This is a genomic window from Parazoarcus communis (assembly GCF_003111665.1).
Classification (GTDB): Bacteria; Pseudomonadota; Gammaproteobacteria; order Burkholderiales; family Rhodocyclaceae; genus Parazoarcus; species Parazoarcus communis_B.
This window is the reverse complement of the sequence record NZ_CP022188.1, coordinates 3,929,657-3,955,639: the sequence shown is the minus strand read 5'-3', so window position 1 is coordinate 3,955,639 and position 25,983 is coordinate 3,929,657. Positions and strand designations below refer to the sequence as shown.

General features: G+C 65.4%; 21 protein-coding genes and 1 pseudogene. 7 read left to right on the top strand and 15 right to left on the bottom strand.

All coding sequences use genetic code 11. The features are described from left to right. Nucleotides 1-59: 59 nt before the first annotated feature. On the top strand, nt 60-1,238 hold the full coding sequence (locus tag CEW87_RS18045) for a multidrug effflux MFS transporter (protein WP_108975200.1): 1,179 nt from the start codon (nt 60-62) through the stop codon (nt 1,236-1,238). Between the two features lie 496 nt (nt 1,239-1,734). On the opposite strand, the pseudogene CEW87_RS18035 reads toward CEW87_RS18045, so the two are convergent. The 6 genes and pseudogenes from CEW87_RS18035 to prfB all read right to left on the bottom strand — a co-directional run bounded on the left by CEW87_RS18035 (nt 1,735) and on the right by prfB (nt 9,997). Then, nucleotides 1,735-2,933, bottom strand: a pseudogene (locus CEW87_RS18035) (IS91 family transposase). A gap of 4 nt (nt 2,934-2,937) precedes the next feature. Then, complete coding sequence (locus CEW87_RS18030; RefSeq protein ID WP_199917047.1) at nt 2,938-3,852, bottom strand: tyrosine-type recombinase/integrase; 915 nt, start codon at nt 3,850-3,852, stop codon at nt 2,938-2,940. A 179-nt stretch (nt 3,853-4,031) separates the two neighbouring features. Beyond that, nucleotides 4,032-6,821, bottom strand: a complete 2,790-nt coding sequence (locus CEW87_RS18025) for an ATP-binding protein (RefSeq protein WP_108975196.1) — start codon at nt 6,819-6,821, stop codon at nt 4,032-4,034. Nucleotides 6,822-6,826: 5 nt separating this feature from the next. Beyond that, on the bottom strand, nt 6,827-7,540 hold the full coding sequence (locus CEW87_RS18020; RefSeq protein WP_108975194.1) for a hypothetical protein: 714 nt from the start codon (nt 7,538-7,540) through the stop codon (nt 6,827-6,829). Next, a complete protein-coding gene (locus CEW87_RS18015; RefSeq protein WP_108975192.1) occupies nt 7,540-8,841 on the bottom strand; it encodes a hypothetical protein in 1,302 nt (433 codons plus the stop codon). Before CEW87_RS18015 ends, CEW87_RS18020 begins: the two co-directional genes overlap by 1 nt. Nucleotides 8,842-8,892: 51 nt before the next feature. Beyond that, nucleotides 8,893-9,997 (bottom strand): peptide chain release factor 2 gene (gene prfB, locus CEW87_RS18010; RefSeq protein ID WP_108948417.1). Its coding sequence is split into 2 segments (ribosomal slippage): nt 8,893-9,915 and nt 9,917-9,997, totalling 1,104 coding nucleotides; the frame shifts between segments, so codons are not numbered across the junction. Nucleotides 9,998-10,439: 442 nt separating this feature from the next. Here prfB and CEW87_RS18005 point away from each other — a divergent pair. Beyond that, nucleotides 10,440-10,844, top strand: coding sequence for a DUF2721 domain-containing protein (locus CEW87_RS18005; protein WP_108975190.1), 405 nt, complete (start codon nt 10,440-10,442; stop codon nt 10,842-10,844). A 27-nt stretch (nt 10,845-10,871) separates the two neighbouring features. On the opposite strand, the gene CEW87_RS18000 is transcribed toward CEW87_RS18005, so the two are convergent. From CEW87_RS18000 to CEW87_RS17985, 4 genes are all read right to left on the bottom strand, one after another. Continuing rightward, entirely contained in the window at nt 10,872-11,300 is a 429-nt protein-coding gene (locus CEW87_RS18000) for an HIT family protein (protein WP_108975189.1), read from the bottom strand. A gap of 55 nt (nt 11,301-11,355) precedes the next feature. After that, a complete protein-coding gene (recJ, locus tag CEW87_RS17995; protein ID WP_108975187.1) occupies nt 11,356-13,047 on the bottom strand; it encodes a single-stranded-DNA-specific exonuclease RecJ in 1,692 nt (563 codons plus the stop codon). Further along, nucleotides 13,044-14,114, bottom strand: a complete 1,071-nt coding sequence (locus tag CEW87_RS17990) for a hypothetical protein (protein ID WP_108975185.1) — start codon at nt 14,112-14,114, stop codon at nt 13,044-13,046. Before CEW87_RS17990 ends, recJ begins: the two co-directional genes overlap by 4 nt. A gap of 116 nt (nt 14,115-14,230) precedes the next feature. Beyond that, nucleotides 14,231-14,656: a DsrE family protein gene (locus tag CEW87_RS17985; protein ID WP_108975183.1), complete on the bottom strand. Its 426-nt coding sequence runs from the start codon at nt 14,654-14,656 to the stop codon at nt 14,231-14,233. A 248-nt stretch (nt 14,657-14,904) separates the two neighbouring features. On the opposite strand from CEW87_RS17985, the gene CEW87_RS17980 reads away from it, so the two are divergent. The 3 genes from CEW87_RS17980 to lolD are packed head-to-tail and all read left to right on the top strand — an operon-like array spanning nt 14,905 to nt 19,044. Then, nucleotides 14,905-17,043: a YgiQ family radical SAM protein gene (locus CEW87_RS17980; RefSeq protein ID WP_234421763.1), complete on the top strand. Its 2,139-nt coding sequence runs from the start codon at nt 14,905-14,907 to the stop codon at nt 17,041-17,043. A gap of 53 nt (nt 17,044-17,096) precedes the next feature. Next, nucleotides 17,097-18,353 carry a lipoprotein-releasing ABC transporter permease subunit gene (locus tag CEW87_RS17975; RefSeq protein ID WP_108975181.1) on the top strand — a complete coding sequence of 419 codons (1,257 nt, stop codon included), beginning with the start codon at nt 17,097-17,099 and terminating at the stop codon, nt 18,351-18,353. Next, nucleotides 18,346-19,044 (top strand): lipoprotein-releasing ABC transporter ATP-binding protein LolD, encoded by a 699-nt coding sequence (gene lolD / locus CEW87_RS17970; RefSeq protein WP_108975179.1) that lies wholly within the window; start codon nt 18,346-18,348, stop codon nt 19,042-19,044. Before CEW87_RS17975 ends, lolD begins: the two co-directional genes overlap by 8 nt. Before the next feature lie 29 nt (nt 19,045-19,073). Here lolD and CEW87_RS17965 read toward each other — a convergent pair whose 3' ends face one another. Beyond that, on the bottom strand, nt 19,074-19,637 hold the full coding sequence (locus CEW87_RS17965) for a DUF2062 domain-containing protein (protein ID WP_108975177.1): 564 nt from the start codon (nt 19,635-19,637) through the stop codon (nt 19,074-19,076). Nucleotides 19,638-19,716: 79 nt separating this feature from the next. Here CEW87_RS17965 and CEW87_RS17960 point away from each other — a divergent pair, with 79 nt between their 5' ends. Together CEW87_RS17960 and CEW87_RS17955 are read left to right on the top strand one after the other, a co-directional pair. Then, nucleotides 19,717-22,074, top strand: coding sequence for a DNA internalization-related competence protein ComEC/Rec2 (locus CEW87_RS17960; RefSeq protein ID WP_108975175.1), 2,358 nt, complete (start codon nt 19,717-19,719; stop codon nt 22,072-22,074). 65 nt (nt 22,075-22,139) lie between these two features. Continuing rightward, on the top strand, nt 22,140-22,793 hold the full coding sequence (locus CEW87_RS17955) for a GAF domain-containing protein (protein WP_108975173.1): 654 nt from the start codon (nt 22,140-22,142) through the stop codon (nt 22,791-22,793). Nucleotides 22,794-22,881: 88 nt separating this feature from the next. Here CEW87_RS17955 and CEW87_RS17950 read toward each other — a convergent pair whose 3' ends face one another. The 4 genes from CEW87_RS17950 to CEW87_RS17935 are packed head-to-tail and all read right to left on the bottom strand — an operon-like array spanning nt 22,882 to nt 25,923. After that, nucleotides 22,882-23,421 (bottom strand): TPM domain-containing protein, encoded by a 540-nt coding sequence (locus CEW87_RS17950; RefSeq protein WP_108977348.1) that lies wholly within the window; start codon nt 23,419-23,421, stop codon nt 22,882-22,884. Nucleotides 23,422-23,423: 2 nt separating this feature from the next. After that, nucleotides 23,424-24,383 (bottom strand): TPM domain-containing protein, encoded by a 960-nt coding sequence (locus tag CEW87_RS17945; RefSeq protein ID WP_159098204.1) that lies wholly within the window; start codon nt 24,381-24,383, stop codon nt 23,424-23,426. A 3-nt stretch (nt 24,384-24,386) separates the two neighbouring features. Next, entirely contained in the window at nt 24,387-25,004 is a 618-nt protein-coding gene (locus tag CEW87_RS17940; protein ID WP_108948403.1) for a LemA family protein, read from the bottom strand. A gap of 25 nt (nt 25,005-25,029) precedes the next feature. Further along, entirely contained in the window at nt 25,030-25,923 is an 894-nt protein-coding gene (locus CEW87_RS17935) for a tellurite resistance TerB family protein (RefSeq protein WP_108975169.1), read from the bottom strand. Nucleotides 25,924-25,983: the final 60 nt, after the last annotated feature.

Genomic DNA, 25,983 nt, shown 5'->3' with positions numbered 1-25,983 from the left:
TCCTGGGACGTGTCGTGTTGAATGCACGAATTACGTCTGCATACGGAGAAACTACGTTCATGAATCCTGCGTTTGTTGTCCTGTTTCTGTCGCTGCTTCTTGGCCTGCAACCCGCGACGACCGATCTATATCTTCCTGCCTTGCCCGCCATGACGGAAGCGCTTGCGGCGCAAGTCAGTCACGTTCAGCTTACGCTTTCTGCGCTGCTCCTGGCCTTCGGCGTCTCTCAGCTGGTTTGGGGTCCCTTGTCGGACCGCTACGGCCGTCGTCCCGTCCTGATCGCGGGACTGGGCGCCTATACGCTGGCGTCGTTCGGGAGCGTTCTGGCCGGTTCGATAGAGGTGCTCATCGCGTGGCGGATCGTGCAAGGCGCGGCGATGGGCGCGGTCGTGATGTGCGGAAGGGCGCTGGTTCGGGATCTGTATTCGCCGGAGATCGGCCCCCGTGTCATGAGCAAGGGCCTTTCCGGGGTTGGGGTCATTGCGTGCCTCAGTGCCCCGCTAGGCGGGCTGATCACCCAGTTTCTAGGTTGGCGGATCACCCTGCTCACGCTGGCACTCGTCGGTTCGGCAACGTTATGGCTGACCGTCGTCCATTTCACCGAAACACTGCGAGCGCCGAACGCTCGTGCAACCCGGCCCGGCGTGCTTCTCGAGACGTGGATGACCATCGTCGTGCACCCGGGTTTCCAGGCCTTTGCCCTCCTCTCCACCTTTTCGTATGCGGGCTTGTTTACCTTTCTTGCGAGTTCGTCATTCGTATTCATCGATGTGCTCGGATTTTCCAGACCAGCGTACGGTCTGGTGATGCTCGCAAGTTCTCTGGCCTACCTGATGGGGACGGTGATCTGCCGCAGACTTCTCGTTCGTGTTGGACTGAGGACAACTGTGGCAATCGGTGGGGCGCTGAGTTTGATCGGCGGCACGCTGATCGGTACGTTGGCGGCGATGGGGGTGGCGTCTCCGGTTTCCGTCCTGTTACCATTTCTGATCTTCATGCTCGGTCACGGGGTTCATCAACCGTGCGGACAGAGTGGCGCGGTGGGGCCGTTTCCGCAGGCTGCGGGCGCTGCTTCGGCGTTGAATGGTTTCATGATTGCGCTCCTGGCTTTCGCGATGGGGATTTGGCTGGGGCGCTATATGGACAGTAGCGTCTTTGCGCTGGCCTACGGAGTCTGGTTTTGGAGCGCAGCGGTGGCGTTCACAGCTTGGATCCTGGTGCCTCGCGCCTCCCGCTGAAGTGCTTGCGAGATGATCCATTGGTAGAGGTCGTCGTATGCGCTGGCTGTGAGTTGTCAGGATCAGTCCGCAGTTGCGACACAATCCTGGCTTCGGAGGGCTGCAATTCGGCCTTATGGGGAGCTAATGAAGAGAGTCTTTTGCCTAGCGGACGCGGCGCACGGCGGTCGGGCGATGGCATGTACTCATTCAGCGGCCGGTAGGCGAAAGAGCCCGTTGGACTGAACCGCCCCACGGACGGTGGGGCACTATTGAAATTGAATCGGCGGAGAGCCAGTACGTGGCGCCGGGATGGCGATCAGGACCGCGTCGTCTGCCTGATCGAAGGGTGCCGCGGCACGTGTGGCGAAGGCGTCGCACAGTGGATGCGTGCTCCGTTCTGCGCCGCCGAGCGTCGCAGCAGCCGCTCGTTGGTGTCGTGGGCGGTGGTGCATGAACAGCCTCGGCACGCCGTCTGGAACATCGCGGAGTGCTTGAATCGATTGCGGGGGGATGTTCATGAGGCGCCCTCCGGAGGTCCACGCGGCAGCGCCCCCGGCGGCAAGGTCTCGATGCAGACCATCCGTCCGCGCCGGCAATGCGGGCACTCCCACAGCGACACGCCGGTGAGCCGCTGATAGCGATCCCGATAGTCGGTGGATTCATCGGCCGGCACCGATACTGGAGTCGGCACATCCAGCAACTGGCGACAGCGTTCCAGCTTGGCCGCGCGGCTGCGGTTGGCCAGCCAGCCGTAGTGGCGGATACGCTGGAATCTGGAGGGGAGGACGTGCAGCAGGAAGCGCCGCACGAATTTCCCCGCCTCGAGCCGCATCACCTTCTGGTGGGACGCATGGCGATAGTCCTTCCAGCGGAACGCGACCTGGCCGTCGGCGAATGCGACGACCCGGCTGTTGGCGATGGCCACCCGATACGTGTAGCGCCCGAGGTACTCGAGCACGCGCTCCGGTCCGCCGAACGGCGGCTTGGCGTAGACCACCCACTCGGCCCGGGCTGTCGGCGCGAGATACCGGGCGAACGCGGAGGAGTCTTCCAACGCGGCCAGGGTATTGTAAAACTTGAGAGCGCGCGCCGCGAAGGCCTGCTGCAGCATCGCCAGAAACAACCGGCGGAACGAGCGCGACAGCACCCGCACGGGCAAGAAGAAGCCCGGCCGGCAGGCGATCCAGCGCAGACCATCCGGCGAGAGCCCCCCGCCCGGCACCACGCAGTGCAGATGCGGATGGTGCAGCAGGTTCTGGCCCCAGGTGTGCAGGATCTCGATCAAGCCGATCTCGGCACCCAGGTGCTTGGGGGCCTCGGCGATCGTCTGCAGCGTCTCCGCGGTGGCACGGAACAACAGGTCGTAGGCCACTCGTTCTGGTAGGCGATGGCAGCGATCTCCTGCGGCAACGTGAAGGCGACATGGAAGTACTCGACCGGCAGGAGTTCGGCGCGCCGATCCTCGAGCCACTGCGCCCGCGTCAGCGCTTGGTAGTTCGGACAATGCCGGTTGCTGCAGCTGTTGAAGGCGATCCGCTGGTGGCCGCAGGCGTCGCACTGCTCGACGTGTCCCCCAAGCGCCGCTGTGCGGCAACGCTCGATGGCGCCCATGACGCGGCGGTGCCCGCGGCTGAGCGCCTCCGAGTGGCTGGAGCGATAGGACGGCTCGAGCTGGCGGAAGATGTTCGCCAACTCGAGTCCGGACGGGCGCAAGACGTTAACTCAGAAGTGCGCGGGCGGCGTCTCCGCGGGTAGCACCACCGGTGCCGGCAACCAGTCGAGCGGGCTGCGGGTCGCACACACCGTGCTGGTGGCGACTTTCAGGTAGCGCGAGGTGGTCGTGTCCGAGTAGCAGCTGGATGGTGCGCACGTCGGTTCCCGCTTCCAGCAGATGTGTGGCGAAGGCGTGGCGCAGCGAATGCGGAGTGACCGCCTTGGTGAGGCCTGCGGTGCGACGGGCCTTCTGGCACGCAGCCTCGACGGCGCCTTTGGCGATCGGCTGCTCCGGCAGCTTCCCCGGGAACAGCCACATGCGGGGGCGCTCGCATCTCCAGTACGCGCGCAAGGCTTCCAGCCGCCGCGGCGACAGCATCACGTCTCGATTCTTGCGGCCCTTGCCCTGGTCGATGCGCAGCACCATGCGCTGGCTGTCGATGTCGGTGACCCGCAGATGCGTGGCCTCCGACACGCGCAAGCCCGCGGCGGACGTGGTGGTGAGAAGCGTGCGGTGCTTCAGGTTAGCGACGGACTCGAGGAGGCGCGTCACCTCGTCGCGGCTCAGGATGACCGGCAGCCGGAACGGCTTCTTCGGCATCGGAATGTCCTCCGGTGCCCAGTCGCGCTTGAGCGTGAACTTGTAGAGTAACCGCAGCGCCGAAGTCGCGATGCCCACGCTCGCGGCGGAGAGCTTGCGCCCTTCGACTAGATGGACCTGGTACGTGCGCACGTCCTCGGGCCCGAGCACTTCGGGCGAGCGACTGACGTAGCGCGCGTAGGCGCTGATCTGCTGGAGGTAAGAGAGCTGAGTGTTCTCGGCGAAATTGCGGATACTCATGTCTTCGAGCATGCGCTGGCGAAGGGGAGTTATGGCGAAGCGCCTGTCGGAAGGGAATGAAGGGCTGCGAACAGCCATCCAATCCCTCTCCAATGCGGGCTTCGCGGGAATGCGCGGGTTTCCCTTCGGAGTGTGGATCACCCCCTACCGCGCTAGCGGTTTAGTCCACGTAAGTACCATTCAAAGCACCATTCGGGTCAGAGTCGTTTGATTTGACCGATCAAACGACTCTGACCCCTTTGATTTACACCTTTGATTTACAGTTCGCGCGTCAGCACGCCGATCGGCGGTGCCCATTCTTCTGCGGGCGGTTTTTTCCGCGTGACCAGCGTCAGCTGCGCGGGCGCGAATACGTTTGCGTTGTGCGTTACCGGCGTCGTGATGAGGTATTGCGCGCGGGTGGCGCGCAGGAAGGTGCCGACGCGGTCGATGTTGGCGACGTCGAGGTGGGCGAAGGGTTCGTCGATGAAGACGAAGCCGCCGGGGCGGGCGTCGTCCATCAGCAGGGCGATGAGCAGGATGAGGGATTTCATGACCTGCTGGCCGCCCGAGGCTTCGCCGTCATTGAGGCCGACTGCGCCCTTGCGGTCGAAGTCGAAGCGCACTTCGAGGCCGGCGGCGCCAAGCGAGACGTCGTCGTTCTCAAGGTGCGGGGTGGGGCAGTCGACGCTGACGTTGGAAAGGTCGCCAAGCGACTTCAGGTTCTTGCCGTACTGGCGCACGGTGGCGCGCAGCTTGGCGATGTAGGCGGCGCGGGCTTCGTCGGTGTGGCGGCTGGCGGTGGCGCAGTAGGCCTGACGGTCGCCGTAGTCGCGTTCGCGGGTGCGCAGGTCGGCGGTGATGCGGTCGCGCAGGGTGAGCACCGAGATGTCGGTGATCCAGTCACCTTCGTCGAGGTGACGGTGCAGGCGCTCGAGTTGCAGGCGGGCGCCGCGGGCGTCGCCGTATTTGTCGGCGAGCAGCGCGATGTCGGCGTGGTCCATCCAGTGCGCGGGCATGCCGCGACGGCGGCGACGCAGCTTCATGATGCGCTGGGCCTGGGCGTGACGACGCGGGGCGTGTTCGCGCGCAATGTCTGCCAGACGCAGGTCGACGGCTTTTTGTTCGCGGTTGCGGCGGTCGAGTTCGATCTCGATGCCGCGCAGCTTCTCGGCCACTTCGTCGAGTGCGCCGCGGGTGTCGGCACGTTCTGCGATGGCTTCGGTGAGGGCCTTGGCGGCGGCGGGCAGTTCGGCTTCCGCGCTGGCGTATTTCTCGGTGTTGGCCGCGAGCAGCTGGGCGGATTGCAGGCCGAGCAGGCGCTGGCGGATGCCGGTGAGCTTGTCGCTGGCAGCGTCGAGCCTGGGCCGGATGGCCTGCAACTGCTTGTCGAGCTGGGCGATCTCGTCTTCGAGGTCGTCGATGCGCGACTGGCGGGCGAGTTCGCCGAAGTGGAAGTCGTGCGGGCGGCCAAGGTGCCGCGCACCGCGGCGTTCGCGGTGGTAGGCGTCGCGGGTGATCCATTCCTGCTCGCGCGGCAGGTCGCGGGCGGATTCCGCGTCCTCGACGCGGCGGATGCGGTTGAGCAGGTCGGTGAGCCAGCGCGGTACCTGTGCGCTGAAGTTGACCACTTCGGCCAGGCTCATCGGGCGCGGCGGTGGTGCGGTTTCGCGCTCGGGCACGACGAAGTGGCGGAAGCGCTCGCGCTCACCGAGTGCCCATGCCGCGTAGCGGTCGGATTCGCGCTCGAGCAGGATCACGTGGCGGTAGGGGCGAAGGATGGCTTCGATGGCGACCTGCCACGCGGGATCGGTGACTTCGACGACTTCGGCCAGCCCTTGGTGGGCAATGCCTTCGGCCGACAGGGTGGCGCGAAAGCGGCTGACCTCGACGTCGCCCGGCGGGCCACTGCGGCTGCGGGCAGCGCGCAGATGTTCGGTTCTTTCCTCGAAGGCGGCGAGCAGTTCGCGCTCCTTGCGGCGCAGAGCGAGCAGCGTGGCGTCGGCGGCTTCGTGTTCTTTCTCCAGCGCAACGGCGTCGGCGCCGTGCTCGGTGGCAAGCTGCGTGCGCAGGGCGTCGCGCTCGGCCAGTGTTTTCTCAAGGTCGCGTACGCGGTCGTGAGCCGCAAGGTGGCGCTGTTCGGCGTCCTTGTCCTGCTGCTTGAGGCGATTGCGTTCGGCGGCTGCGGCCTGCTGCTCGGTCTGGATGTCGGCGACGCGGGTGCGGGCATCGCGCTGCTCGGCGAGCTTGCTGGCGCGCTCGCGGTTGAGGCGCAGCAGTTCGTCGCGCTCGGTAGCGATCTCGCGGGTGAGCTCCGCGCATTCGAGGCGCGGCACGATCTCGGCTTCGAGGGCGTGGATCTCATCGCTGAGCTGCTTCCACTCCAGGAAGCGATCGGCCTCGAGGCGCTTGGTTTCGGCCTGGGCGCGCAGACGGTCGAGGTCGATACCGAGCGATTCGATTTCGCGTTCGGCGTTCTTCTGTTCCTCGCGGGCAGCGGCGTAGTTGTCGAGCACTTCCTTGTCGCCGAAGACATCGAAAACGAGTTCGAGCAGGGCCTTGGGCGAGTATTCGCACAGCTTGTCGGTGTCGCCCTGTTCGAGCGACAGCACCTTGGCGATGGCGGGGGTCAGTCCGCCCCAGGCGAGCCGGGTCTGGTAGTCGCGCAGGCCGGTCCAGTCGCTCGAGGTTTCGAGCTCTTCGATGGACAGGTTGCCGTCGACGATGGCGTAGTCGCGGGTCCATTCGCCGCCGCTCTTGCGGATGCGACAGGCGAGCGTGACTTCGTCGGCGAGACACGGGAAGAAGGGGCGGCGCCCGTTGGTGCCGGGCACGTTGGCGACCACGGCGCGAATCCACGCGAAGCTGCGCTCGGCGCGGCGCACATAGCGGCGGAAGTCGCGCTTGCCCGAGCAACGCAGCGCGAACAGCGTACGCATGGCGTCGAGCAGGGTGGTCTTGCCTGAGCCGTTGGGGCCGACGATGGTGATGATCTGGGCGTCCAGCGGCAGGCTGAAGCGGCGCCAGTAGTCCCAGTGGACGAGTTCGAGCGTCTTGATGTGAAACATCGTGATCAGTCTTCCGTGTCTTCGTCGGGCAGGTCGTCGTCGGGGAGCACGTCGGCGATGTCGAGCGCGTTCGCGTTGGGTACTTCGTGGCCGGCTTCGGCGAGTACGTCGGCCAGGGTGCCGTGGATGATGCGGTCTGCGAGAAGGCGGTAATCGAGGGCGACGTCGAGCAGCGGGCCTTCGAGGATCTGGCCATTGCGGCGCTCGATGAAGCCGAGGCGGGCGAGCTTGCCGAGGGCGAAGTTGCGCACCTTGGTCTTGCCGCCAAGGCGGGAACCGAAGTCTGCGATCAGCGAGGCCTCGGACAGGCCGGCAGATACGGAGTCGCCGTGCGGCACCGGCTTGTCGCCGCCAAACATGTCAGTCTGGCCGTCGTCGATAACGTCGCGCCGGGTGACCTGACGCTCGCGCTTGGGCAGCACGATGAGCGACCAGATGATGACCAGCAGGGCGATCTCGTCGCGGGTGAGGCCGAGGTTGCTGGCGGCGTATTCGCGGGTGGCGCCAAACACCGGTTCGTGCATGTCGGCATTGAGACCGACGGCGACGTGCGCGGCATAGGGGTTGTCGAGCAGGCGCAGGCCGACGGCGGCGAGGCGACGGTCGAGATCGAGGCGGAAGGTTTCGTCCACCAGGGCGCGGCGCACCAGGCGATCGGTTCGCGGCAGCCAGCGATGGTTGAGCAGGCGCGCGGTGAGGGTTTGCAGTTCGTGTTCCATCAGGTCTCCGTGGCGGAGGGGGCGTCCGCGGGGCGGGCGCTGCCTTGAGCGGGGCGGATCTCGCCTGCGGTCATGCGTGCGATCTCGTCTTCATCGACATCCACCAGCTGGTCGGTGAACTCGATCTGCAGCGGCAGGCGCATGAACTGGCCGACGGGGCCATCCGCCGGGCCGCCTTCGCCGCCATCGGCGAGCAGTGCGAGCAGGGACAGGCGGTAACTTGCCGCAGCGAATCCGCCGCCGCTCACCACGGCGTGCAGGGGCGCCGGCTGTTGCAGTTGTTCGAGGCGATGGCCGAAGTGTTCGAGCAGGCGCAGGTCCTCGTGCTCGGGGGCGATCGAGGTCGGGGCGTCGTGCGCAGCGGGCAGTTCGGCTGTGGCCGCTTTTTCGGGCGCGTCGGCGCCCAGCGCCGCTTCGGCACGATCCAGCAGTTCGTGGCCGCCGGCAAGGAAAGCGGGCGCGGGCGCAGCGTCGAGTGCGCCGAGGATCAGATCAGCAAGGTGCGCCGAATCCTGATGGCGCAGCCAGGCCGAGACGTCGGATGAGGAAATGCCCGATCCGCCAAGCGTGACGCGCTGGGTCTCGATCTTGTTGAGCGCACGCTGGAAGGCGGCGTCCACCCGGGCGAGACGGGATTGCGCCAGACCGATGCGCTGGGCGACGCGGGCAATCTCGAAATCGACTTCGGGGTCGGTGAGCAGCTCACGCAGGATGCCGGTGCCGCGGTCGAGCCAGCGGCCGTTGGCCTTGAGCCGGCTGCGGGCGGTGACGATGCGGAATTCCGAGCCCGAGGCGATGGCCTCCTCGAAGTGCCAGGTGAGGTCGTTGAGCTTGGACAACAGGTGGCTGAGGGCGTCGGGCGTAATGCTGCCGGTGGCGCTGAGGCCGGCGAGCTGCGCGGTGAGAAACCCGAGTTCGGCGTCTTCCTCGGCGCTGAAACGCAGCAGCATCGACAGCGCGGCAACCGCGTTGCGGCCCATGTCCGACAGGTGATAGAGGCCGTCGTCTGCGAATGCGAGCAGGTCGTGCTCGCGCAGGCGCTTGAGTACGGTTTCGAGCTTGACCGGGTCGAGGTAGGAAAACCGCCGGCGCAAGGTGTCGGGCGACCAGCGCGGGGCGTCCGCTTCCTGTCCGATCTCGCGCAGCACCAGCAGGCGCAGCAACACCTCGGCGTCCGAGCCGCGAAACAGCGAGATGAAGGTGCCGACAATCCCGCGTGCGGCCAGCAGCGGCGCGAGTTCGGGTACGTCATCTGTGGTGACGCCTGCGGCGAGGAAGTCGGAGAGGTCGGGATCGATCATAGGAAGGCACTGCACAGGTCGGTCATGATGACCGACCTGTCCGGCGTGGGCTTAGACGCCCTGCTTGAGGCTGGCGGCGATGAAGTCGTCGAGGTCGCCATCGAGGACGGCCTGGGTGTTGCCGACTTCGTAGTTGGTGCGCAGATCCTTGATGCGCGACTGGTCGAGCACGTAGGAGCGGATCTGGTGTCCCCAGCCGATGTCGCTCTTGGAGTCTTCCAGCTTCTGCTGTTCGGACTGGCGCTTGCGCAACTCCAGTTCGTACAGACGCGCTTTCAGCATCGACATGGCTTCGGCACGGTTCTTGTGCTGCGAGCGGTCGTTCTGGCACTGCACAACGGTTCCGGTCGGCTCGTGCGTAATCCGCACCGCAGAGTCGGTCTTGTTGATGTGCTGACCACCGGCACCCGAGGCGCGGTAGGTGTCGACGCGCAGGTCGGCGGGGTTGATCTCGATCTCGATCGAATCATCCACTTCCGGGAACACGAACACCGAGGTGAAGCTGGTGTGGCGCCGCGCGTTAGAGTCAAACGGGCTCTTGCGCACGAGGCGGTGGATGCCGGTTTCGGTGCGCAGAAAGCCGTAGGCGTAGTCGCCGCTGACCTTGATCGTGCAGTTCTTGATGCCCGCGACTTCGCCTTCGGTTTCTTCCATCAGTTCGACGGTGAAGCCTTTCTTTTCGGCGTAGCGCAGGTACATGCGTTCGAGCATCCCGGCCCAGTCCTGGGCTTCGGTACCGCCGGCGCCAGCCTGAATTTCGATGAAGCAGGCGTTCGGGTCCATCGGGTTGCTGAACATGCGGCGGAATTCGAGCTTGTTGACCGAGGCTTCGAGGTCGCCGAGGTCTTCTTCGACGGCGACGAAGGTCTCGTCGTCATCTTCAGCTTCGGCGAGTTCGAACAGGTCCTTCAGATCCTTCGACTGCTGGTCGATGTTCTGCAGGGTGACGACGATGTCCTCAAGCTGGCGCTTTTCCTTGCCAAGCTCCTGCGCACGTTCGGCCTTGTCCCAGACGGTGGGGTCTTCCAGTGCGAGGTTAACTTCTTCGAGCTTCGATGCTTTCACATCGTAGTCAAAGATACCTCCGGAGTTCGCGACCGCGGGCTGCGAGGTCGGCGAGTTTTTCGGCGATGGCGTTCTGGCGTTCTGCTTCCATTTACAGCTCCGGGGGACAATGCGGAAAACCGGGCATTATACCGGGGAAGGGCGTGGATTCGGACAGAAGATGGGGGGTGAGCTGGGCTGGGCGCTGGGGTCCGGTGCCGGGGCCTCGGGGCGTCACTGCGCGGGGCAGACGTTCGCGGTGCAGGGTAAGTGCTGAACGGTATCGGGGTGTGGCTTGGCGGCGCTGTCGAGAGCGCCATTGGCGAAGGTGCTGTGGCGGAAACACGGCGGCGCATGTTTGAGGGAGCGCAGCGACCGAGTTTGCGCCGACGCCGCCGCAGTGCCTTCGCCAATGGGGAGCCGAAGGCCGCGAACGTCTGCGCCGACGGGCCATGCCCCGATACCGGAACGGAGCAAGTACGCCGATAACGAATGTCTGGAGTCAGGCAAGGAAGGGGTAAACTTGCGCGCAATTCCGCTATCGATCTCGCCCAATGGATCTCACCACGCCCGCCTTGCTGTTTCCTGCCATTTCGCTGCTGTTGCTGGCGTATACCAACCGCTTTCTGAGCCTGGCGCAGGTGATCCGACAGTTGCACGCCTCGCCTGACCCGAGCAGCCCGGTCGTGATGATGCAGATTCCGGGGCTGAAGCGTCGCATCACGATGATTCAGTACATGCAGTCCTTCGGGGTGCTCAGTTTTCTGATGTGCGCGCTGTCGATGCTGGCGCTGTTCGTGCACAGCGAGGCGGCGGGAAAGCTGATGTTCGGCGTCAGCATCGTTACGCTGGCGGTGTCGCTGGTGCTGTCGCTGGTGGAAGTGCTCGTCTCCACCAACGCGCTGTCGGTGGTGGTGGATGACATCCAGCGCATGGCCGACAAGACCCCGAAGCCTTAAGCCCCGGGGTGCGGCCGGGCCGAGTGCTCAGGCAGATTTCGCGAGTTCGGCGATGATGCGCTCGGCCAGTGCGGCAAGCTCGGCTGGCTCGGCCTTTTCGCGACCGTGCGACTTCAGACGCTGGTCGGGAAAGCGCGGAATGATGTGAAAGTGAACATGCGGCACGGTCTGGCCGGCAGCCGCACCGTTGAACTGCGACAACAGCAGGCCCGGTGCGCCGGTGACCGCCTGCACTGCACGGGCAAGTTTGCGCGTCGTGAGCATGGTGGCCTCGAGCGAGGCGTCGGTCATCTCGGTGATGAACTCGGCCGGCGCCTTGGGCAACACCAGTGTGTGGCCTTCCGACTGCGGCATGATGTCGAGGAAGGCGAGGGTGTGCTCGTCCTCGTAAAGACGCTGGCAGGGCAGCTCTCCGCGCAGGATGCGGGCAAAAACGTTGTTGTTGTCGTAGGCCATGGTCTGGTCTCCGGGATGTCAGGTCGTCGGGGGAAATGGCTGCCTTGTTTTTGCGTCAGGCAGCTTCGAAGTGTTCCAGCATCAACTGCACACTGGATACGCCATTGTATTCATTGATGGCAAGTTTGAATGCCGCACGAATGTCTCCTGGCGCGCCGTCTGCATGGTTGAACTGGATGGCGTCATACCGTGTGCCGCCGCGCGACAGTTCGAGCTTGAGATGTTTGTCCTTCAGCAGGCGCTGACGCTCGACGCGGAAAACGTCGTCGAATACTGGCGCCGGGAAGCCCTGGCCCCAGATCTCCTGATCAAGCATGCGGGCTGATTCCAGACTCATGTATCCGGACTCGAGCGCACCGTCGGTTTCGATGCGGCGCTGCAGGTCGGCCGGATCCACCAGGCTGCTGACCACCTCCTCAAAGACGTCGCGAAAACGATCAAGCGCGGACTCGTTGATGGTGAGACCGGCCGCCATCGCGTGGCCACCAAAGCGCACGATGAGGTCGGGCTCGCGCTTTGTGACGAGGTCTAGCGCATCACGCAGATGCAGGCCGGGAATCGAGCGGCCCGACCCCTTGAGCTCGCCGTCGCTGCTGCGGGCGAAGGCAATGGTGGGACGGTGCAGCCTTTCCTTGATGCGGCCGGCAACGATGCCGACCACGCCCTGGTGCCAGTCGGGCTCGAACAGCGCAATGCTGGCGTTGTTGCCGGCATCGAAGCCTTCGAGGCGGAGCAGGGCCTCTTCCTGCATGCCGGCTTCGATCGAGCGTCGTTCGCGGTTCAGGCGATCGAGCTCCTGGGCCATGTTCATTGCGCGGCCGGGGTCGTCGGTGATCAGGCATTCGATTCCGAGACTCATGTCGGACAGGCGGCCGGCGGCGTTGAGCCGGGGGCCGAGAGCGAAGCCCATGTCGAAGGCACTGGCGCGTGAGGGATCGCGGCTGGCAATGGCGAACAATGCGCGCACGCCCGGCTGCATGCGGCCCGCGCGCATGCGCTGCAGGCCCTGCGAAACCAGGATGCGGTTGTTGTGATCGAGCTTGACCACGTCGGCCACGGTACCGAGCGCGACGAGGTCGAGCAGATCGGCCAGGTTGGGTTCCTTGCTGCCCTGGAAGGCGCCGCGCTCGCGCAGTTCCGCGCGCAGCGCAAGCATGGTGTAGAACATCACGCCGACGCCGGCCAGCGCCTTGCTGGGGAAGTCGCAGCCGGGCTGGTTCGGGTTCACGATCACATCCGCCTCGGGCAGGGCGTCGCCCGGCAGGTGGTGGTCGGTGATCACGGTGGCCATGCCGTGAGCGCGCGCGGCGGCAACACCCTCGACGCTGGCGATGCCGTTATCGACGGTGATCAGCACATCGGGTTCGAGCCGCGCGGCGATCTCCACCATGGCCGGGGTCAGGCCGTAGCCAAGGGTGACGCGGTCGGGCACGAGGTAATGCACATCGGCACCGAAGGCGCGCAGCGCCCGCACGCCCACCGCGCAGGCGGTGGCGCCGTCGCAGTCGTAGTCAGCGACGATCACCATGCGGGCGCCGGCCTCGATTGCGTCGGCGAGCAGTTGCGCCGCTTCTCGGGTGCCGGTCAGGGCGTCCGGCGGCAGCATGGCGCGCAGCGAGGTGTCGAGCTCGCTCTTGTTGCGGATGCCGCGGCCGGCGTAGAGGCGGGCGAGCAGGGGGTGGATGCCGGCATCGACGAGGGCCGAGACGGTGCGCTGAGAAACTTCGCGGGTCTGGATACGGGTCATTGCGTGGGCTGATCGGGCGTGGGCTGCACCGCGGGTGGCGGCGCCATGGATTTCAGGAGCGCGTCGAGCGTGAGCGGTTTGCGCCAGAAGCGCCAGTGGTCGCGGGCGCCGGCGCGAAGCTGTAGCGTGGAGCGGTCGCCCGGGGCGCTGAGTGTCAGTTGTTGCAACTGGCCGCTGCGCAAAGCCTGGGCCAGCGGACCGAACCAGTCGCGCTCAAGGGCGACGAGACCCCTGCGCCAGGTGTCGAGATCGAGCTGAAGTGAGGGCCGCAGCAGGGTGTCGAGGACGACCAGCGTGTCCTGTGCGAGTGCCTGAGTCGCATCGGGTGCCGATGTCTGCGCACCCGCCGCACGTGCAAAGCCGATGCTGACCGGGTCGCTGGCCTGAACTGTCGCCATCGGTGTGCGCGGTGCGATCTCCATCTGGCCTGCGCCCCAGAACCACAGACTGTTTACCGGGCGGCGCCCGGCGGCTTCGCGGGCCTGACTGACGGGGTGGTTGTGGAGCACGATCTGAACTTCGTTCAGGGTTCGCTGCCATAACCGGGCGTCGTCTCCTTCGGGCAGGAAGTGCTTGATCGGACGTCCGACCACGTCGTGCAGCGGGTAGAGTTTTGCGCGGGTGGGCTGAGCCAGTCGCACATACCAGCGAGTCGGGGTGCTGGCTTCGAAGCGACCGATGTCAGCGAAGTTCTCGTTGAGCGCGGCAATCAGTTCGTCGGCTTCCGCGGCACTGATGTCATTGGCGGGAAATTCGCCCAGCAGCAGATGCTCGCGGGCGAAAGACAGGTTGACCGGGTCGGCGCACAGCCACTCGCCGTCGCCGTCTTCGTCGGTGGCAGGCATCGTGGCCGGTTCGCCGAGACGGCGCAGGGTGCCCAGCGGCAAGGGATCGGTGTCGAGGCCGAACAGGCGTGCGATCTGGCGGTCGAAAGGTTCGAAGTCCGTGATCTGCCGTTGCCCGAATCCGAGCAACTGATGCAGGCCGGGCAGTGCAAGGTCTGCTGCCGGGCCAAGCAGCGTTGCGCTGGGCCAGAGCAGGCCGGGGAGAACAAGGTGAATCTGCATGGATCTGCCACAGGATGGAGCCGGGCGAGTCTAGCATGTGCAGCCGCCTTCCAGCCGGGCCCCCTCACTACCGGCGTGCGCAGGCGTGTTGGTGGTGAGGGGGCAGAGGACTGAGGTCAGGGGCGGAGGTATACAAAGTGCTCCTTGGCCTGCAGGCGCGCAACCTCGACGACGCCGCTGGGGACGACCTTGGCCTCGAGCACGACGGCAGCGGGTGTCAGCTTGCGTGCATTGAGCGTGTTGTTGCAAACGCGGAACTCGACGCCCTTCGCCGCCAGTTCGCCGATCGAGCCACTGAACGGCCGACCCTGGGCATCTTCGGCTCCGTCGAGCAGGAAATCGATGCCGGGGCCGTGTGTGACGACCACGATCCTGGTGTCAGGGTCGGCATTGAGATGGTTGCGGATGTTTCCGATGGCCCGGCTGGCCTGCTGTACGCCTTCGTTGACGTGATAAACGACATTCGTTGTTTCTGCGCTGGCAGGCAGGGCCATCAATGCGGTGACGACGAGCGCTGCACCACGGATGAATTTGCTGAGCATGGGTGTCTCCTCTTGTTGTGGGTGTGTCAGTGCATTAGAGATTACGAAAACTCTAATGTAAAGGCGGTGGTGGGTGGGGGGCAAAATGGACCGAAATGCAGGCGAGGGCGCAGGGTGATTGGTAAAAAGGTGCAAGCAGGAGCGATGGCCAACGGCCAAGGACCGATACAATGGCGCCCATCATGAGTGCTTCCCCTTCGATTCTTCCGGTCTCGGCGTCCCGCCGCAAGCCGGCTCCGTTCCTGCCCATGTCCCGCGCCGAGATGAAACAGCTCGGCTGGGATGCGTGCGACGTTATCCTCGTTACCGGCGACGCCTATCTCGACCACCCCAGCTTCGGCATGGCCCTGGTGGGCCGGCTGCTGGAGGCCCACGGCTTTCGCGTCGGCATCATCAGCCAGCCGGACTGGCATTCGGCAGAGCCTTTCCGGGCACTGGGCAAACCACGGCTGTATTTCGGCATTACCGCCGGCAATATGGATTCGATGGTCAACCGCTATACGTCCGACCGCAAGATCCGCTCCGACGACGCCTATACGCCGAACGCCGAGCCCAACAAGCGGCCCGATCGCGCGGTCACTGTGTATGCGCAGCGTGCGCGAGAGGCCTTTCCGGGCGTGAATGTGGTGATCGGCAGCATTGAGGCTTCGCTGCGGCGGATCGCGCACTACGATTACTGGTCGGACAAGGTCCGGCGCTCGGTGCTGCCCGACTCCAAGGCTGACATCCTGCTGTTCGGTAACGCCGAGCGCGCGCTGGTAGCGCTGACGCAGCGGCTGGATGCCGGTGAGCCGATCGAGTCGATCCGCGACCTTCGCGGCACCGCCTTCATGGTCAAACCAGGCTCGCGCCCCGAAGGCTGGGAGGAGACAGCATCGACCGCGATTGACCGACCCGGCCGCATCGACTCACACCCCGATCCGTATTCGATGGAGCCCGCCGCGGCTGCGCCTGCGGCGGCTGCCGATGGCGCGCAGCCGGTACGCATCGTAAGCCGCGAAGAGCGTGTGGCCAGTCGTCGTGCGCAGCGTGAGCACACCGTTGTGCGCCTGCCGTCCTATGAAGAAGTGAAGGACGACGCGGTGCTTTATGCCCACGCGTCGCGGGTGTTCCACCTCGAGTCCAACCCGGGCAACGCGCGGGCGATGGTGCAACTTCATGGCGAAGGCCCCGGCGCGCGCGACGTGTGGCTCAACCAGCCGCCGATTCCGCTGACCACGCCGGAGATGGATTTCGTCTACGGGCTGCCTTACGCCCGCCAGCCGCATCCGGCCTATGCCGGCGCACGGATTCCGGCCTGGGACATGATCAAGTTCTCGATCAACATCATGCGCGGCTGCTTTGGCGGCTGTACCTTCTGCTCGATCACCGAGCACGAGGGACGCATCATCCAGAGCCGCTCCGAAGATTCGATCCTGCGCGAGATCGAGGAGATCCGCGACAAGTCGCCCGACTTCAAGGGGCATATCTCCGACCTCGGGGGGCCGACCGCGAACATGTACCGCATGGCGTGCAAGGACCCGGAGATCGAGCGTTCGTGCCGCCGCCTGTCCTGCGTGTATCCAGGCATCTGCGAGAACCTCGGTACCGATCACGGGCCGCTGATCCAGCTCTACCGCAAGGCGCGCGCGATTCCCGGCGTGAAGCGGATCACCATCGGCTCCGGGCTGCGATACGACCTGGCGGTGCGTTCGCCCGAGTATGTGAAGGAACTGGTCACGCACCATGTCAGCGGCCTGCTCAAGATCGCGCCCGAGCACAGCGAGGATGGCCCGCTGTCGAAGATGATGAAGCCGGGCATGGGCGCCTACGAGGCCTTCCGTGAGCTGTTCGAGAAGTATTCGAAGGAAGCCGGCAAGAAGCAGCACCTGGTGCCGTATTTCATCGCCGCGCACCCGGGGACGACCGATGAGGACATGCTGAACCTTGCGTTGTGGCTCAAGGAACGCGATTTCCGCCTCGATCAGGTGCAGACCTTCCTGCCCACGCCGATGGCGATCGCCACCGCGATGTACCACTCGCGCAAGAATCCGCTGAAGAAAGTCTCGGCCGATTCCGAAGTGGTTGAAACCGTGCGCACCGGCCGTATCCGCAAGCTGCACAAGGCCTTCCTGCGCTGGCACGACCCGGAGAACTGGCCGATCCTGCGCGAGGGCCTGATGCGCATGGGCCGCGCCGACCTGATCGGTGCTGGGCCGAAATGCCTGGTGCCGCGTCATCAGCCCGCGGGCCCCGCGCTGACGGGTCGTTCTGCGGCGCCCCTTGGCAGCCCTGCGCGCAAGCCATCGGCCGGTGCTGCGCGTCAGCCCGAGCGCACGCCGGGCGGCAAGCGTCAGCCGGCACGCAAACCGGCCGCGGGCGGCAAGCGCGCAATGCGGGACAGGTGAGCCGTCCCGTTTTCTGAGCACAACAACAATTCACTCTCTCGAACCCATTTCCGATGCGCTATGAATTCCTGGTTGGCCTGCGCTATACCCGCTCACGCAAGCGGGCGCAGGGGCGGAACCGTTTTATCTCCTTTATCTCGCTGGTATCGATGCTGGGCATTGCCCTCGGCGTGGCGGCACTGATCGTGGTGCTGTCGGTGATGAACGGCTTTCAGGAGGAGTTGCGCACCCGCATCCTCGGTGTGGCGTCGCACGTGCAGGTGCAGAGCCTGGATGGCGAGCTGCGCTCGTGGCAGCAGGTTGGCGAGCAGGCCCGTCGCCACAAATCGGTGATGGCGACCGCGCCCTATGTGCAGGAGCAGGGCATGCTGTCGTTCGACGAGGCGGTGCGCGGCACGATGGTGCGTGGCGTGATTCCCGCGCTTGAGGACACGGTTGCGGACTTCGGCCAGCACATGAAGGCGGGCAGCTTCGAGGCGCTGCAACCGGGGCGCTTCGGCATGATCCTCGGCCGCGATCTGGCGCTGGCATTGCGCGTTGGCCTCGGCGACAAGGTGACGCTGATTGCACCGCAGGGGCTGGTAACGCCGGCGGCGGTGCTGCCGCGGGTGAAGCAGTTCGAGGTGGTCGGCATCTTCGAAGCCGGCATGTACGAATACGACTCAGGGCTGGCGCTGATCCATCTTGCCGACGCCCAGGCGCTGTACCGGATGGGCGATGCGGTGAGCGGGGTGCGGCTCAAGCTCGATGATCTGTTCGCGGCGCCGCGTGTTGCACGCGAACTGCTGAGCTACCTCGATGAGCCGGGGCTGGCGGTGAATGACTGGACGCGCAGCCACGCAAACTTCTTCCGCGCCGTGGCGCTGGAGAAAACCATGATGACGCTGATCCTGTTCCTGATCGTCGGCGTGGCTGCGTTCAACATCGTGTCGACGCTGGTGATGGCGGTGCAGGAGAAATACGCTGATATCGCGATCCTGCGCACCCTTGGCGCGAGCCCCGGGTCGATCATGACCATCTTCGTGCTGCAGGGCTCGATCATTGGTCTGGTCGGGCTGGTCGCGGGTCTGCTCGGCGGGCTGGCGATCGCGCATAACCTGGATGTGGTCATTCCCGCGCTGGAAACGATTACCGGCGCGACCTTGTGGAACAAGGAAATCTATTACATCAACGAATTGCCTTCGAAGGTGCTGATGAGCGACGTGGTGAGCATTCTGACGGTGTCGTTCACGCTGACGCTGCTGGCCGCGTTGTATCCGAGCTGGCGCGCGTCGAAGGTCAATCCGGCGGAGGCGCTGCGCTATGAGTGAAACCATGAACCCGTCGGCACCCGAACCGGTGCTCGCCTGCGATGGGCTGGAGAAGCAGTTTCGCGAGGGCGCCGATGCGGTGAAGGTGCTGGGCGGCGTCACGCTGTCGGTGGCGCGCGGCGAGCGTCTAGCCATCGTCGGCGCTTCCGGCTCGGGCAAGAGCACGCTGCTGCATCTGCTCGGCGGGCTGGATGTACCGAGTGCGGGTGCAGTGCGCCTGATGGGCAAGGATTTCTCGAAGATGTCCGACGCTGCCCGCGGGCAGCTGCGCAATGGTGCGCTCGGCTTCGTCTATCAGTTTCACCACCTGCTGCCGGAGTTCTCGGCGCTTGAAAACGTGGCAATGCCGCTATACATCCGCCGGATGGATCGTTCAGAGGCGAACGAACGCGCCGCAGCCATGCTGAGCGAGGTGGGCTTGTCGCACCGCCTGGACCATGCGCCCGGCGAGCTGTCGGGCGGCGAGCGCCAGCGTGCGGCGATTGCACGTGCGCTGGTTACCGAGCCCGCCTGCGTACTGGCGGACGAGCCCACGGGTAACCTCGATCGTCGCACCGCGGAGAGCGTGTTCGATCTGATGCTGTCGCTCAACGAGCGTCTATCCACCAGCTTCGTCATCGTCACCCACGACGATGCGATGGCGCGTCGCACCCAGCGCAGCCTGCGCCTGGAAGACGGGTTGCTGGTCTAGACGGACCTTGATGCTGCGAGCGAGCTGCCTCAGTCCGGGCCGCGTGCGGGGGGCGTGCGAGTGAGTTTCCGCGCCCGCCATTGGCGGATCAGCCAGATGCGCCAGGCGCCGCGCACCAAAAAGTAGCCGGCAAGCGACAGCCCGGCGGCGAGCAGCACCAGCCCGAGCGCAAGCGGCTTACCGAGCCCCGCCATCCAGTGGATCATCGCCCCGACCCAGCCGGCAAGGTCCATGCCGGCGAGTTCCGGCGGAGCGCTGAGCGTGACCGAGCCTCCGCTGCCGAGCGCGACATCACCGATCGCGAAGGCCGCCACATAGAGCGGCACGATGGTGAGCGGGTTGGAATACAGGGTGATGATCAGCGCCAGCGGCAGGTTCACCCGCAGCAGCACGCAGCAGATTGCCGCGCCGAGCATCTGCAGCGGCCCCGGAATCAGTCCGCAGAACAGCCCCACTGCCACTGCGCCAGCCGCCGAGTGGCGGTTCAGATACCACAGCCTCGGGTGCAGCAGCGTGCTGGAAAATGGCCGCAGCCAGCGGTTTTCGCGCACGGCCTCGTGCTTGGGCAGGAATCGTTTCAGTGATTTTCGCATGGTGTCGGCCCATTCTAGCGCAGCGGCCGTCGCGCCAGATCTTGCCGGTAGGCGGCGGCTGCGGGCATGATTCGTGTTTATGCGTATGGCAAGTATTGCCTTCCTCCTCGGCGTCTGGTGGCTGCAGCAGCAGCCCGTGCTTCCGCGCCTCGACATACCGTTTGTCATTGCCTGCGGGGCATGCCTCGCGCTGCTCACGCATGGTGCTTTCGTGCGGCCGTCGACTACGCGCATGGGGATCGCGCGCTGGGGCCTGATCTCCGTCGCGATGCTTGCGGTGTCCGGCGCCGGCTATCTGTACGCCGCGGCGCGGGCAGAACTCCGCCTGGCCGATGCATTGCAGCACACGCTGGAGGGGCGCGACCTTGAAATGACCGGAGTGGTCGCGGATCTGCCGCAGGCCGTGGGCGAGGGAGAGGGCGTGCGTTTCGTGTTCGAGGTCGAGGAGGCGGATGCCGGGGTGCCGAATCGCGTTCTGTTGTCCTGGTATCGGCCGCGCGACGAAGATTCTGCCTTGCCGCATGTTGCGCCCGGTGAGCGCTGGCGCTTCGTGGTCCGGCTCAAACGCCCGCATGGCAGCGCAGTGCCCGGCGGCTTTGATTACGAAGCCTGGTTGCTGGAGCGAAATCTTCGTGCGACCGGCTATGTGCGCAAGCCGATCGAGGCGCTCAGGATCGATGCGGACGCGGGCGGCTTCATGCACGGCGTGCATCGCCTGCGTGCAGATATCCGCGCTGCCATTGTCGCTGCGCTGCCCGACGCACCCCATGCCGGCATACTGATTGCGCTGGCGGTCGGCGACCAGGATGCGATCAGCCCCGCACACTGGGAGGTGTTCCGCCGCACCGGGGTGTCGCACCTTGTCGCGATCTCGGGCATGCACATCTCCCTCGTCGGTCTGATGATCGGCGGACTGTGCTCGGTGGTGTGGCGGCGGGTGCCGTGGCTGGTGCTGCGGGTTCCGGTGCGCAAGGCCGCGGCCACTGCGGCCCTGATCGCGGGCGTTGCCTATGCGCTGCTGGCGGGTCTTGGCATTCCGGTGCAGCGTGCACTCATCATGCTGCTCGTGGCAGTGGCCTCGCTGCTCCTCGGGCGCGAGTCAGCGCCAAGCCGGGTGCTGGCGCTTGCGCTGCTGTGTGTCGTGCTGATCGATCCGTGGGCGGTGCTGTCCCCCGGGTTCTGGCTTTCGTTTGGCGCCGTTGCGGTCATTCTGCTGCTGGCCGGCGGACGTGCGCGCCCTCGCTCTGGCTGGCGCACGGCGATTCGCATCCAGCTCGCGATCACGCTTGCCACCATTCCGGCGCTGCTTGCCTTGTTCAATGCGTTCTCGCTGGTCTCGCCCGTTGCCAACGCGATCGCGATTCCGCTTGTCAGCTTCGTGATCACGCCGCTGACCCTCGGTGCCTTGCTGTGGCCCAGCCCCGTGCTGTTGTTGCCCGCACACACGGTGAGTGCGTGGATGCTGCATGTGCTCGAGTGGCTGGCCGATTCGCGCCTGGCGCTGTGGCAGCAGGCACAGCCACCGGGGTGGATGATCGTCGCCGGATGCGTGGCCGCACTCGTCCTGCTGCTGCCCGCTGCGACCCCCGGCCGCAGCGCTGCCCTTGCGGTGATGGCGGCCTTGCTTTCATGGCAGGCACCGCGGCCCGACTGGGGCCAGTTCAGGGCGGTGGTGCTCGACGTGGGGCAGGGGCTGTCGGTTCATGTGCAGACCGCGAGCCGCGACATGGTGTACGACACCGGTCCGGCCTATGGTGCGAGTGATGCCGGGACGCGTGTGGTCGCGCCTTATCTCGGGGCGCTGGGTGTGAGCCGGCTCGACCGACTGGTGTTGTCGCATGACGATGCCGATCACGTCGGCGGCACGCAGAGTGTGCTGGATGCGGTGTCGGTGGTGCACATCCTGGCCGGCGACGAAGCATCAACCCTGCGGGAGCTGGCGCAGTGGCGGGGTGAGGCATGTACTGCCGGTCGCACATGGGAGTGGGATGGCGTTGGCTTCGATGTGCTCTGGCCTGCGGCGGGGATGCTGCCGGCCCGGCGCAACAACGAGCATTCCTGCGTGCTGAGAATCCATGGCGCAGGCGGCTCGGTGCTGCTGGTCGGCGATGTCGAGCAATTGGCGGAACATGCGCTGGTGGCGACTCACGGCGATGCGCTGGCGAGCTCGGCCATTGTCGTTGCGCATCATGGCAGCCGCTCGTCGTCCACCGATGCTTTTGTGGATGCCGTCATGCCCGAGGTGGCTGTTTTCTCGGTGGGTTATCTGAACCGCTTCGGCCATCCCCACCCGTCGGTGTGGACGCGCTGGACTGAGGCCGGCGCGCGGAGCTATCGCACCGACAGTCAGGGGAGCATCACGCTGGAGGTGGATGCAGATGGTGTCACGGCGACGGCCAGACGCGAAAGCCATCCACGTTACTGGCACGGGCGCTGATCAGCTCGACCGACTTCGCCCGCATCATCCGGATCAACCTCCACCAGACTCAGTTTGGCCAGCAGTTGAAGAAGTTCGGTCGCAGCAAGGCGGGCGCCGTGGACTGCAATGAGGATGAGGCGGATGAAACCGGTGAAACGGATGAGCGGGCCGGCACGGGCACGCCGAACCCGGGTGCCGTGGTCGATGCCGATGGGCTCAGGGTGGATACCGAAACCGTACTGTCGGCTGGTATTCAGGACATCAGCAACACGCTGGTCGAGGACTTCAAGCTCAACGACGTGCTGCGCATCATTCTAGAGACGATGTATCGCGCAATCGGCTTCCGGCCCGTGCTGCTCTGCATTCGGGACGCGCGCAGCAACACCATGCAGGGGCGTTTCGGGCTGGGCCCGGACGTGCCCGAGCTGGCACGGAAGTTTCACTTTCCGCTGAGCTTTACGCCTGACATTTTTCACGCGGCAATCTCGAAGGGCGCCGACATCCTGATCTCGGATGTGAACGACCCCAAGATTGCGGACCGCATCCCGGGGTGGTTCCGGGACTCGGTGCAAACCTCCACTTTCGTGCTGCTGCCACTCACGATCAAGCAGAAGCCGGTGGCCTTGATCTATGCCGACAAGGACCACGCCGATGAGATCGTGATCTCGGAACGAGAGCTTTCGCTGCTGAAGACGCTACGCAACCAGGCAGTGCTCGCCATCAAGCAGGCGAGCTGACGCGGTTCAGCCGCCGCAGGATCGCCTCGGCGGAGTGCATGAGGGCGAGCTGCGCCGCGCCGTGTCATGGTGTGCGCTTGGGATTGGCTCAGCGAACGACCGGCCGATTGGGTAACTGATTTCCACGCGGGGCGCTGATCGCCTGATCGGCATCCGGGAAACGTGCGCTCAGTGCAGCGTCTACCGCGTCGATGGCGACACCCAGTCCGGCTTCATAGTCGCCATTTGCGAACGAACTGCGTACCTGGGACAGTTCGGCATCGAGCTGTTCCGGCCCGAGCTGATCCGCGATGCCACGGTCGGCGACAATCTCTATCCGGTGTTCGGCAAGCTGAACGTAGATCAGCACCCCGTTGTTGTCGGCCGTGTCCCACACCCGCATTGTCGAGAAAAGGTCGATTGCGCGTTCCCGGACGAGCGCCGCGATTGGCTCGCGTCGTCGGATGTGGCGCCACAGCAGTGCACGCGGCAGGCTGGCCTCGACGCACAGGCAGATCTCACCCGTGTGCTTCAGTTCGCTATCGTGGATGCGCGCATCGAGGCGGTCGAGTGCGGCCTTGCCCAGCAGGCGGAAGGCGTCGTCTTCGTCGAGCCAGAAGTGGCGCAGGATTCGTGCCGGCAAATTCATGATCACCATCCTCCCGATGCGCCGCCGCCGCCGAAACTCCCACCGCCACCAGAGCGGAAGCCACCACCTCCACCACGGCTGCGGCCGCCACCGAAGCCGCCGCGAATGACAGGGCCACCACCTCCAAAGCCGCCACCACCGCCACCACCACCGATGGCGATGGCGAATATCAGCGCAAGCACGCCACCAACGATGGCGAGCAGCAGACTGCCGGTAATCAGCTGGACAACGAAACCCATTACGCCGGCTGTGGCCAGGGTGCCGAGCTTGCGGCCGAGCATGCTGGTGAGGATGCCACCGAGGACCGGTACGCCGATAAAGAGGAATGCGGCAATATCTTCGATCGAGAAGCCTGAATCAGCGCCAGAGGAAGGGGGCTTTTCAGGGAGCGGCAGGTCTTCGCCCGAGATGCGGGCAATAAGGCCGTCCACGCCGGCTGTGATGCCGCCGGCAAAGTCGCCGTCACGAAAGCGTGGCGTGATGAGACCGTCGATGATGCGAAAGGCAATGACGTCGGGTACCGCACCTTCGAGCGCGCGCGCGACCTCGATGCGGACCTTGCGATCGTCCTTGGCAACCACCAGCAGCACCCCGTCGCCCACCTCCTGGCGGCCGATCTTCCACGCATCAGCGACCCGGAAGGCGTATGAAGCGATGTCCTCAGGGGCGGTGCTGGCGACGACCAGCACAACGATCTGGCTGCCGCGGCCGGTTTCGAATGCGGCCAGTTTCGACTCGAGCGATTGACGGGCACTGGCGTCAAGCGTGCCCGTCTGGTCGATGACCCGAGCGCTCAGTTCGGGTGTCGGCAGCACTGCCTGGGCAAACGCGGCCGAGTTCAGCAACAGCATTGCGCAGGCAAGCCAGCGCAATGCCCACCCGATCAGGCTCGAAGGGCGAAGCCAGCCCGACGGGCACGCGTTGCGGCGCGATGAAGCAGCAAGCATTCGGCGCAGTGACATGCCTCAGCGCGAACCCTGGCTACCGAAATCCACCGTCGGCGGGCGCGAAATCTCGGCCTCGTTTGCAACGGTGAAGCCGGCCTTGGGCGCGTAGCTGAAGATCATGGCCGTCAGGTTGGTCGGGAAGCTGCGCGCGAGCACGTTGTACTGCTGCACTGCGCCGATGTACTTGTTACGGGCGACAGTGATGCGGTTCTCCGTGCCTTCGAGCTGTACCCGCAGTTCCTGGAAGCCCTGGTTCGCCTTCAGGTTGGGGTAGTTCTCGGATACGGCCAGCAGTCGCGACAAGGCACCACCGAGTTGCCCCTGTGCCTGCTGGAATCGCTCCATGGCCTGTGGGTCGTTGAGCGTTTCAGGGGTGACCTGAATCGCCGTGGCGCGCGAGCGGGCCTCGATCACGCGGGTGAGGGTGGTCTGCTCGAAGTCGGCTTCGCCCTTCACGGTGGCGACGATGTTGGGAACGAGATCGGCGCGGCGCTGGTACTGGTTGAGTACCTCGGCCCACGCGGCCTTGGTCTCTTCGTCCAGACGCTGGAAGTCGTTATAGCCGCAGCCCGACAGCCCCAACAGGGCGACCAGGCTGAGCAGCAGTGAAAAGCGGCGGATCAGGCGTTGAAGCATTTCAGTGGTTCTCCGTTAAGCGGACTCAGACCTGAGGCGCGCCCGTGAGCGAATGCAGGCGTTCGACCGCGCTCGCATCGAGCTGCAGCATCTGCGCCAGCGTGCGCAGGTAGTCACGCTCGGCGTCGGTATCGAGGTTGATCGCTAGCAGGGATGCGGCATACACCTGAGTGCCGACCAGTGCGTCGGGGACGTCGGCGACCAGCGCCTGAAGGTTGAGCGGTGCGCGCAGCTCATCGGTGATGAACTGCTTTTCTTCTGCGCTGACGCCGTCGTCGTCGATCTTGCCGACAATGCGCTGGATCTCTTCGTCATCAACCTGGCCGTCGGCCTTGGCCGCGCTGATCATTGCGCGCAGCACCAGGGTTTCGGCCTGGGGCGATGTGAGCTCGGCAAACTGTTGTGGTGCCATGGCAGGCATTGCGGCAGCCGCGCCGGCGCTCTGCGACTGTTGCCAGTGCTTGAACGCGGCCATGGCCAGCGTGCCTAGAATCGCCATGCCACCACCGCTGGCACCGCCACTGGCGTTGCTGCGTCCGCCGCCGAGCAGCATGCCCGCGAGGTCGCCCAGACCGCCTGCGCCACCCGACGCGCCCGATCGGCCACCGCCGCCAAGCAGCATGCCGGCAAGATCGCCCAGACCACCGCCTTGTGCGCCACCTGCACTGCGTCCACCGCCAAGCGCACCGGCCGCCATGTCGAGCAGACCGCCGAGGCCGCCACCGCCGCCACCCATCGCATTCGACTGCGGGCTCTGCTGCTGTCCGCCACCCTGTCCGCCGAGCAGGCCGCCAAGCATCTCTTCGAGACCGCCCATGCCGCCGAGGCCCTGTGAGCCCAGGGTGTGATCGAGGCGTCCACGGCTCTGGTTGGCCATGCCTTGCTGAAGCAGTTGTCCGATGATGTTTCCGAAGCTCATGTTATTTACTCCTTCTGACGGGGCTTGCTGCCCCGAGTGGGTGGTGCCGGGCACCTTGCA

What these genes read in the sequence shown, in the direction of transcription:
- CEW87_RS18045 (WP_108975200.1), top strand. Translation starts at nt 60, where the DNA reads ATGAATCCTGCGTTTGTTGTCCTGTTTCTGTCGCTGCTTCTTGGCCTG.
- CEW87_RS18030 (WP_199917047.1), bottom strand. Translation starts at nt 3,852, where the DNA reads ATGGCTGTTCGCAGCCCTTCATTCCCTTCCGACAGGCGCTTCGCCATA.
- CEW87_RS18025 (WP_108975196.1), bottom strand. Translation starts at nt 6,821, where the DNA reads ATGTTTCACATCAAGACGCTCGAACTCGTCCACTGGGACTACTGGCGC.
- CEW87_RS18020 (WP_108975194.1), bottom strand. Translation starts at nt 7,540, where the DNA reads ATGGAACACGAACTGCAAACCCTCACCGCGCGCCTGCTCAACCATCGC.
- CEW87_RS18015 (WP_108975192.1), bottom strand. Translation starts at nt 8,841, where the DNA reads ATGATCGATCCCGACCTCTCCGACTTCCTCGCCGCAGGCGTCACCACA.
- CEW87_RS18005 (WP_108975190.1), top strand. Translation starts at nt 10,440, where the DNA reads ATGGATCTCACCACGCCCGCCTTGCTGTTTCCTGCCATTTCGCTGCTG.
- CEW87_RS18000 (WP_108975189.1), bottom strand. Translation starts at nt 11,300, where the DNA reads ATGGCCTACGACAACAACAACGTTTTTGCCCGCATCCTGCGCGGAGAG.
- recJ (WP_108975187.1), bottom strand. Translation starts at nt 13,047, where the DNA reads ATGACCCGTATCCAGACCCGCGAAGTTTCTCAGCGCACCGTCTCGGCC.
- CEW87_RS17990 (WP_108975185.1), bottom strand. Translation starts at nt 14,114, where the DNA reads ATGCAGATTCACCTTGTTCTCCCCGGCCTGCTCTGGCCCAGCGCAACG.
- CEW87_RS17985 (WP_108975183.1), bottom strand. Translation starts at nt 14,656, where the DNA reads ATGCTCAGCAAATTCATCCGTGGTGCAGCGCTCGTCGTCACCGCATTG.
- CEW87_RS17980 (WP_234421763.1), top strand. Translation starts at nt 14,905, where the DNA reads ATGTCCCGCGCCGAGATGAAACAGCTCGGCTGGGATGCGTGCGACGTT.
- CEW87_RS17975 (WP_108975181.1), top strand. Translation starts at nt 17,097, where the DNA reads ATGCGCTATGAATTCCTGGTTGGCCTGCGCTATACCCGCTCACGCAAG.
- lolD (WP_108975179.1), top strand. Translation starts at nt 18,346, where the DNA reads ATGAGTGAAACCATGAACCCGTCGGCACCCGAACCGGTGCTCGCCTGC.
- CEW87_RS17965 (WP_108975177.1), bottom strand. Translation starts at nt 19,637, where the DNA reads ATGCGAAAATCACTGAAACGATTCCTGCCCAAGCACGAGGCCGTGCGC.
- CEW87_RS17960 (WP_108975175.1), top strand. Translation starts at nt 19,717, where the DNA reads ATGCGTATGGCAAGTATTGCCTTCCTCCTCGGCGTCTGGTGGCTGCAG.
- CEW87_RS17950 (WP_108977348.1), bottom strand. Translation starts at nt 23,421, where the DNA reads ATGAATTTGCCGGCACGAATCCTGCGCCACTTCTGGCTCGACGAAGAC.
- CEW87_RS17945 (WP_159098204.1), bottom strand. Translation starts at nt 24,383, where the DNA reads ATGTCACTGCGCCGAATGCTTGCTGCTTCATCGCGCCGCAACGCGTGC.
- CEW87_RS17940 (WP_108948403.1), bottom strand. Translation starts at nt 25,004, where the DNA reads ATGCTTCAACGCCTGATCCGCCGCTTTTCACTGCTGCTCAGCCTGGTC.
- CEW87_RS17935 (WP_108975169.1), bottom strand. Translation starts at nt 25,923, where the DNA reads ATGAGCTTCGGAAACATCATCGGACAACTGCTTCAGCAAGGCATGGCC.